This window comes from Streptomyces sp. NPDC029216 (assembly GCF_040648015.1).
Lineage (GTDB): Bacteria > Actinomycetota > Actinomycetes > Streptomycetales > Streptomycetaceae > Streptomyces.
The window spans coordinates 1-4,146 of the sequence record NZ_JBEZWL010000274.1; the positions used below are offsets into that span (position 1 = coordinate 1).

The following is a 4,146-nucleotide window of genomic DNA, read 5'->3' on the forward strand; positions in this document are numbered from 1 at the left end:
CCGCGCGCAGCCGACGGGCGTGGGCGCGCAGGGCGGCGCAGTGGCCGCGCAGGCCGTCGGCCGAGGCGGACGCTTCGGGGCGCGGCGGACGGACGTCGCTCACGGGTTCCTCCGGGGGGACGTGCGGCTCTCTTCGTCGAGGGGCAGCAGCCGGCTGTCCGTCACCCTTCCGTCGACGGGCGCGGGCCCGTCCGGGCCGGGCAGGAAGACCACCCGGGTACGGGAGCCGGTGGAGATCGGGACGTCGGCCGGTTGGCCGGCGGCGTAGACGTACGTGACCGCGTACACGGCGGTGAAGTCCCGGTCCCGGGCCAGGTCCATGGCGGTGACGGCACCCAGCCGGTGCCCGACCAGCGCGAGTTCGGCGCCGGAGGGGATCAGCGCACGCAGCGCCCTGGTCACGGCCGGGGCGTACGCGGCCTCCCGGTCGGGCAGTTGGACGACGTGGCGCAGCACCCCGTCCGGGCCTTTCACCTGCTGGACGAGCAGGGCCCCGGACGGGCCGAGCAGGCCGGTGTTGCGGACGTAGCCGGCGAGGGTGCCGGTGGTGTCGAGCGCCTCCGGCAGACCCGCCCCGGGGGTGCCGGGCCCGTCGTCCCGGCCGCCGCCGCCCGGCCCGCGCGCGCAGAAGGCCCGCAGGGCGGCGCCGAGGCCCAGCAGCGGTTCCGCGGTCACGGCCCGGCCGGTGGCGACCTGCCAGCCCGCGTGGTCGTTGAAGGGGTTCTCGTCGGTGAGCGCGTGCCAGGCCAGGATGTCCGCGAAGGCCGGGGCGAGCAGGGTGAAGGCCCGCCCGGCGCCCCGCTCGCGCACGATCGTCCGGAAGGCGCGGGCCGCGTCGGCCTGCCGGCCCCGGTCCACGGCCCGCAGGACGGCGGCGCAGTCGGGGTCCGCGAGGAGTTCGGGGCGGCCCACGCTGGCCACCCGGATCCGGGCCTTGAGTCCGCAGACGGCGGCGCTGACGGCGAGGCTCTCCCGCCCGGCGAGGATCCCGGCGAGCCACCCGGCCCGCGCCACCCCCCGCCCGCGCGGGGCCCAGCCGAGGCCGGCCGGATCGGTGAGGGTGCGCAGCAGGGTCCGCCAGGCGCGGCGCCGGCGGCTGCTGCGGGCCACGAGGGCCCCGGCGGGCAGGCGGGCGCCGAACGCGAGCCCGGAGGCGTACCGGGCGGCTTCGCCCACGGCGTCGGCGGCCTCGGCCAGTTCCCGGCACAGGGCGTCGAGCGCGTCGACGTCCGGGTCGGTGGCCGGCGCGGTCACGGCGTCGGACATGGGCTCCTCGCGGGGGCTGCGTCGGGGGCTTCGGGCGGCTGACGGGATCACCGTACGACGGGCCCGCGAGCGGCGCGATCCGACTGCGCCAGGCCCTGCCGCCGCCCTCCCGCCGTCGCCCGGAGGCGGCCCCGCGGACGGGACTTTGACGACAGACCCTAGGGGAGTACGCCCGTTGAGCCGAGGGGTACGGGGGCGAACACGGCCTCGCGGAAAGCGGTGCGCAGGCGGGCGCCGGGGGCGCGGGCGGGGCCCGGGAGCAGGACGGCCCAGCGGTCGTGGCGCGGGGAGATCCAGAGGGCGGGGCCGGGGCCGGACGGGGGGTGGTGGGCCCACACCCCGGCGGGCGCGGGATGCCAGAGCAGGCCGCGGGAGGGGGTCAGCTCGCCGGTGCGGATGCGCAGCGACTCGGCGGTCCAGGCCCGGGGGACGGGGTGGTCGCAGGGGGACAGCAGGTGGCGCAGGAAGCGGGCGAGGTCGGCCAGGGTGGTGTGCAGGGCGCCCTCGGCGAGGCGGGTGCGGGTCATGCCGAGGGGCTGCCAGATGCGGGTCGCGGCGCATACGCCGAGCGGGGCGCCGCCGAGGCGTTCGGCGAGGCGGGTGAGGGCGGCGAGGGCGGCCGGGCCGTCGGCGCGGGTGAGCAGCTGGTGGGTGGTGGCGGCGGTTGCCCCGGCTGCGTCGGGCGGGCCGGCCGTGGGCGGTTCCCCGTAGGCGGTGAGCGGGGTGTGCAGGGTCAGTTCCCCCTGGGCCACGAGGGTGCCGAGGACGGGCCAGAGCGCGAGGGCGGCCGTCAGGGCTCCGGCCTCGACCGGGGTGTCCCAGTCGCCCGGAGGGCCCGGGCGGGCGGCGTGGACGGCGTCCGCCGAGCCCACCGCCCAGACCGCGTCCGGGTCGGCGGTGCGCATGAGGGCCTCGATCTGCGGCGTCATGCCCGGCACGCTACGTCGGCCCGCCGGGCGGGTCGCGGAGAAGTCGCGGACGCGTTGCCGCCCGCCACCCGAATGCCGGGGGGCAGCGGTCGCACCGCGTGGGGGCTACTGCCTGTCGGGGCGGCCACTACGGGCCGACCGAGACGGTCCCCGACGCCGCGCCCTGGCGGCTCACCGTGAACGGCGTGCTCCAGCCGGGTGGCTGGACCCGTGTGACCCCTGTGGGCCGGGCCGCCCACTGGACCTTCCGGGGCGGGCGGGTCAGCCTGGGGGGATGAGCGCGATACCCGGCGAACCCGTGCCCGACCCCGGTACGCAACCGGCACACCGGACCCCGCCCGGGCCCGGGCCGGAGGCGGAGCCGGGGGTCGTCCTGCGGTCCGCGCGGGGGCGGTGGGTGCTGCTGGCCACCGTGCTGGGTTCCGCGATGGCCCTGCTGGACTCGACCGTGGTCAACGTCGCCCTCCCCCGCATCGGGCGCGACCTCGGCGCCGACCTGGCCGTGCTCCAGTGGACCGTCAACGCCTACCTGCTGACCCTCGCCGGGCTGATCCTGGTCGGCGGGGCGCTCGGCGACCGGTTCGGGCGGCGCCGGATCTTCGTCCTCGGCGTGGTCTGGTTCGCCGCGGGCTCCCTGCTGTGCGGGGTCGCCCCGAACGCCGGGGTGCTGATCGCCGCCCGGGCCCTCCAGGGCATCGGCGGGGCCCTGCTGACCCCCGGCTCGCTCGCGTTGATCCAGGGCTCGATTCGGGCCGGCGACCGGGCCCGGGCGGTGGGCCTGTGGTCGGCGTTCGGCGGTGTCGGCGCGGCCGTGGGGCCGTTCGTCGGGGGCTGGCTGGTGGACGGGCCGGGCTGGCGGTGGGTGTTCCTGCTGAACGTGCCGGTGGCCGCGCTGTGCGTGCCGGTGGCGCTGAGACACGTACCGGAATCGCGGGATCCGCAGGCCGGCGGGCGGTTCGACGTGGCCGGTGCGGTCCTCGGGGCGGCGGCCCTGGCCCTGCTCACGTACGCGCTGATCGAGGCCCGCTCCGGGACCGCGGCCGTCGTCGGGGCCGGGGTGGGCGGGGTGCTGCTGGCGGCCGCGTTCGTGTACGTGGAGCGGCGGCGGCCGGATCCGATGGTGCCGCCGGACGTCTTCGCCTCCCGCCAGTTCACCGCCGTCAACCTGGTCACCCTGTGCGTGTACGCGGCCCTGGGCGGTTTCTTCTTCCTCGTCGTGCTCCAGCTCCAGGTGGTGTCCGGGTACTCGGCCCTGGCCGCCGGGGCCGCACTGCTGCCGACCACCGTCCTGATGCTGCTGCTGTCGGCCCGCGCGGGGGCGCTGGGTGAACGGATCGGGCCGCGGATCCCGCTCACGGTGGGGCCGCTGGTCTGTGCGGCCGGGATGCTGCTTGCGCTGCGCGTGGGGCCGCAGGCCTCGTACGTACGGGACGTGCTGCCGGCCATGGCGGTGCTCGGCGCCGGCCTGGCCACGCTCGTGGCCCCGCTGACCGCGACCGTGCTGGCCGCACTGGACCCGGGGCGGGCGGGGCTGGCCAGCGGCATCAACAACGCGGCCGCCCGCGCCGCCGGGCTGCTCGCGGTGGCGGCGCTGCCGCTGCTGGCGGGGATGGGCCCGGACGCCTATCGGTCGGCCGGCGCCTTCGACGCGGCCTTCGGGCGGGCCGTGGCCTGGTGCGCGGGCCTGATGGCGGCCGGCGCGGCCCTGGCGTGGGCGACCGTGCGCTCTCCCGCGCCCGGGGCCTGCCATCCGCAGTGCCGGACGGCCTGCGCGGTCGGCGCCCCGCCGCTGGAGAACCCGCACGAGCGGGAGGGCCCGCCGGAGCCCGCTGTCTGAGCGGCCCGGAGGCCTTCGGTGTGCTGGAGCGCGGCGGCGGACCTCGCGGCGGGCTCGGCCGTGGCGGCCGTCGGGGTGGTGTGCGTGGCGCGGGTGCGGCGGGCCCCCCGGGAC

General features: G+C 78.6%; 4 protein-coding genes. 2 read left to right on the forward strand and 2 right to left on the reverse strand.

All coding sequences use genetic code 11. The features are described from left to right. Positions 1-99: 99 nt before the first annotated feature. Complete coding sequence (locus AB0F18_RS38730; protein ID WP_362070110.1) at positions 100-1,266, reverse strand: hypothetical protein; 1,167 nt, start codon at positions 1,264-1,266, stop codon at positions 100-102. 158 nt (positions 1,267-1,424) lie between these two features. Continuing rightward, positions 1,425-2,195: a hypothetical protein gene (locus tag AB0F18_RS38735; RefSeq protein WP_362070113.1), complete on the reverse strand. Its 771-nt coding sequence runs from the start codon at positions 2,193-2,195 to the stop codon at positions 1,425-1,427. Between the two features lie 274 nt (positions 2,196-2,469). On the opposite strand from AB0F18_RS38735, the gene AB0F18_RS38740 reads away from it, so the two are divergent. Next, a complete protein-coding gene (locus AB0F18_RS38740; RefSeq protein WP_362070115.1) occupies positions 2,470-4,032 on the forward strand; it encodes an MFS transporter in 1,563 nt (520 codons plus the stop codon). 18 nt (positions 4,033-4,050) lie between these two features. After that, on the forward strand, positions 4,051-4,146 hold a 96-nt coding region (locus AB0F18_RS38745; protein WP_362070117.1), incomplete at its 3' end, for a DUF6629 family protein.

Bases quoted from the DNA above. Each gene is read 5' to 3' on its own strand.
- AB0F18_RS38730 (WP_362070110.1), bottom strand. From the start codon at position 1,266: ATGTCCGACGCCGTGACCGCGCCGGCCACCGACCCGGACGTCGACGCG.
- AB0F18_RS38735 (WP_362070113.1), bottom strand. From the start codon at position 2,195: ATGACGCCGCAGATCGAGGCCCTCATGCGCACCGCCGACCCGGACGCG.
- AB0F18_RS38740 (WP_362070115.1), top strand. From the start codon at position 2,470: ATGAGCGCGATACCCGGCGAACCCGTGCCCGACCCCGGTACGCAACCG.